Source organism: Streptacidiphilus anmyonensis (assembly GCF_000787855.1).
Taxonomy (GTDB): domain Bacteria; phylum Actinomycetota; class Actinomycetes; order Streptomycetales; family Streptomycetaceae; genus Streptacidiphilus; species Streptacidiphilus anmyonensis.
This window is the reverse complement of sequence record NZ_BBPQ01000001.1, coordinates 356,975-360,109: the sequence shown is the minus strand read 5'-3', so window position 1 is coordinate 360,109 and position 3,135 is coordinate 356,975. Positions and strand designations below refer to the sequence as shown.

At 72.7% G+C, this 3,135-nt stretch carries 3 protein-coding genes; 1 reads left to right on the top strand and 2 read right to left on the bottom strand.

The window, feature by feature from the left end; all coding sequences use genetic code 11:
• Positions 1-330, bottom strand: a 330-nt coding sequence (locus TR50_RS45190; protein ID WP_160311063.1) for an enoyl-CoA hydratase/isomerase family protein, incomplete at its 3' end; no start/stop codon positions are given.
• Positions 327-2,483, bottom strand: coding sequence for an acetate--CoA ligase family protein (locus TR50_RS01580; protein ID WP_042412784.1), 2,157 nt, complete (start codon positions 2,481-2,483; stop codon positions 327-329). The genes TR50_RS45190 and TR50_RS01580, both read right to left, overlap by 4 nt.
• A 166-nt stretch (positions 2,484-2,649) precedes the next feature.
• On the opposite strand from TR50_RS01580, the gene TR50_RS01575 reads away from it, so the two are divergent.
• On the top strand, positions 2,650-3,105 hold the full coding sequence (locus TR50_RS01575) for a DoxX family membrane protein (RefSeq protein WP_042413255.1): 456 nt from the start codon (positions 2,650-2,652) through the stop codon (positions 3,103-3,105).
• Positions 3,106-3,135: the final 30 nt, after the last annotated feature.

Sequence of the window (3,135 nt, the reverse complement as noted above, 5' to 3'; positions counted from 1 at the left end):
CTCCTCGGCCGCGCCGCGCGTCCCGTCGCTGAGGTCCGCGCCGCGCGCGCCGTGGGTTGGGCTCGCGCCGGCCATGCCCCCGCCGCCCTCGTCGCGCCTGCCCCCGCCGCGCGTCCCGCCGCTGAGGTCCGCGCCGGAGCAGAAGGCTCGGCCCGCGCCCGTCAGGACGACGACCCGCACCGATCGCGCGGCGGAGGCTTCCTCCAGCGCGGCGATCAGCCGCTCCCGCAGGTCCGCCGTGACGGCGTTCAGTGCCTCGGGGCGGTTCAGCGTCAGCCGCCGCACCCCGTTCCCGGTGTCCTCCACCAGCAGCACCGCGTCGCCGCTCATCGGCACACCGCCAGCGCGTCCAGGGCCACGACGCCCTTTCCGCGTTCCAGCACCACCAGCGGGTTGATGTCCAGCTCCGCCAGCTGGTCGCCGAGGTCCAGGGCCATGCGCTGCACCCGCAGCACCACCTCGACCAGCGCGTCCACGTCCATCGGCGGCAGCCCGCGCACGCCGTCCAGCAGCGGGCGACATCGCAGCCGGGCCAGCGCGGCCCGCACGTCGGCGGGCCCGAACGGCGGGACCAGCACCGTGGTGTCCCGCATCACCTCGACGAACACGCCGCCCATGCCGACCGTCACGGTCGGCCCGAACACCGAGTCGTCCGTGACGCCGACGACCATCTCGACGCCGGCCTCGACCATCTGGCAGACCAGTACCCCGTCGAGCCTCGGCACGCCGCCGGCCCGTGCGTTCTCCGTCAGCTCCCTGAACGCCTCCCGCACCTGGCTGGCGCTGGTCAAGCCGACCTTCACCAGACCCAGTTCGGTCTTGTGCGCGACGCCGGGCGCGGAGCCCTTCAGTACGACCGGGTATCCGACCACCCCGGCCGCCCGCACCGCGCCGGCCGCGCTCGTGACCAGCTGCTCGCGCGGCACCCGGATGCCGTACGAGCGCAGCAGCTGCTTGGCCGCGAACTCGCTGAGCTTCTCGCCCTCGTGGAAGAGCCGCTGCGCCTTCGCCTTTCCGGCGCAGGGCTCGCGCGGGGCCTCGTCGAAGGGGGAGCGGTAGGAGCGGACGAACTCGTGGTGCCGCAGGTAGGCGGAGACCGCGCGGACGCAGTTGCCGAAGGTGCGGAAGACGGCGACCCGCGAGGAGCCGAGCAGGGTCTCCCGGTAGGCGGCCTCGGTGCCGACCGGCGAGCCCCAGATGACGCAGACCAGCTTGTCCGTGGTCTCGGCGACCTCGACCAGGTCCTTCGCCAGCTTGTCGCTCATCGGCGGGAACGGCCCGGTGATCGGGCAGATGAGGACGCCCACCTCCGGGTCGGCGAGGAGGGCGTCGAGGATCCTGCGGCCGCGCCAGTCGCCCACCGGATGGCCGCCGTTGTCGACGGGGTTGGCGACGCTCAGGTAGTCCGGGATCCACTGGTGCAGCTCGTCCTGCTTGGCCTGGCCGAGCCGGGGCAGGGTCAGCCCCGCCGCCGAGGCCATGTCGGCCAGGTGCGCGCCGGTCCCGCCCGAGATGGAGTAGACGACCACGCCGGGTGCTTGCGGAGGCTTGGCCCGTGCCAGCAGGGCGGCGGTGTCCTGGAGTTCGTCCAGTCCCTCGACGCGGATCACGCCGAACTGGCGGAAGGCCGCGTCCACGACGTCGTCCGCGCCGGTCAGCTTGCCGGTGTGGGACTGGGCCATCCGCGCGCCCTCGTCGGTGCGGCCCACCTTGACCGCGACCACGGGGACGCCGCGTCTGGCCGCGTGGTCCGCCGCGAGCAGGAAGGCCCGGCCGTCCTTGATTCCCTCGATGTAGGCCGCGATCGCGCCGATCTCGGGCTGGTCGGCGAACCACTGCACGAAGTCCGCGACCTCCAGGTCCGCCTCGTTCCCCGTCGGGGCCCAGTGGCTGAGCCGGATGCCGAGCTCCTGGAGGGTGAACAGCGGCCGGCCCTGGTGGCCGGACTGGGTGATCAGCGCGATCGCCGGTCCGCTCAGGTCGTCGCGGAACCGCTCGAACGCGTTGAGGTTGGTGTTGGGGCCGAGCAGCCGCAGGCCCGTCGGCGCCTCCGCGACCAGGCCCTCCAGCCGCCGCTGCGCCTCGCGTCCGCTCTCCCCGGTCTCCGCGAACCCGGAGGCGAAGGCGACGGCGAACTTGACCTTCGCCTCGATCAACTGCGGGACGACGGCCGCGGGATCGGCGAGCAGGATCACGGCGAGATCGATCGGGTCCGCGTCCGGGTCGGCCGGGATGGCGGCGAGGTCCGGGTAGCAGCGGAGGCCGTCGACCTCGTCCCGGCCGGGGTTGACCGGGTACATCCGCGCGCCCACCCGCTCCGACCAGGCCCGCAGCTGCCGGGTGATCCCGGTGTTGGGCCGGCCCTCGGTGTCGGACGCGCCGATGACGGCGACGGAGGAGGGTCGGAAGAAGCGGTCCAGATCCACCGCTCGCGGCCGGAGCGGCCGTCCGCTCGCGTCGGTCTCGGTGTCCGTCACCCGCATGGCCGCCTCCGATCCGGTCTGTGCCGCTCTCTGGAATCTGACGTACCATCAGATTACTGTCAGCGGGGCCTCGCAGGAAGACGCTGAACTGACGGAGCGTCAGTAAACGGTTTCCTCTTGCTTGCCGCGTGACCGGATTCGGATGGGGAGGCCGCAGGTGCAGACGGTGCACACGTACGGGCTGTCGGCGGCCCAGTGGTTCGCGGTGCTGCGGATCGGGCTCGGCCTGTGGTGGCTGGAGAGCTGGCGGCACAAGGACAAGAAGGGATGGCTCCAGCGGTCCACCGGCATCGAGTGGGCCAAGGGTGTCGCCTCCCGGCACCGTTGGGTCTTCGTCCGCGACTCCTTCGACCACGTCGTCGCCCCCCGCCCGCGGCTGATGGCCTACGTCGTGGTGTTCGCGGAACTCGCCCTGGGCCTCGGGCTCACCTTCGGACTGCTCAGCCCGATCGCGCTGGCGGCCGGGCTGCTGCTCAACCTCCTCTACTTCGTCCTGATGATCCACGACTGGGCGGAGCAGGGGCAGAACCTGATGATGGCGCTGGTCTCCCTGGTCTGCCTGCTCGCCATGAGCTGGCAGTGCTGGTCCCTCGACCGGGCCTTCCACCTGTTCGGCGCGTGAGCGGCGGGCGCGTGGCCGCGCGCCCCCCCC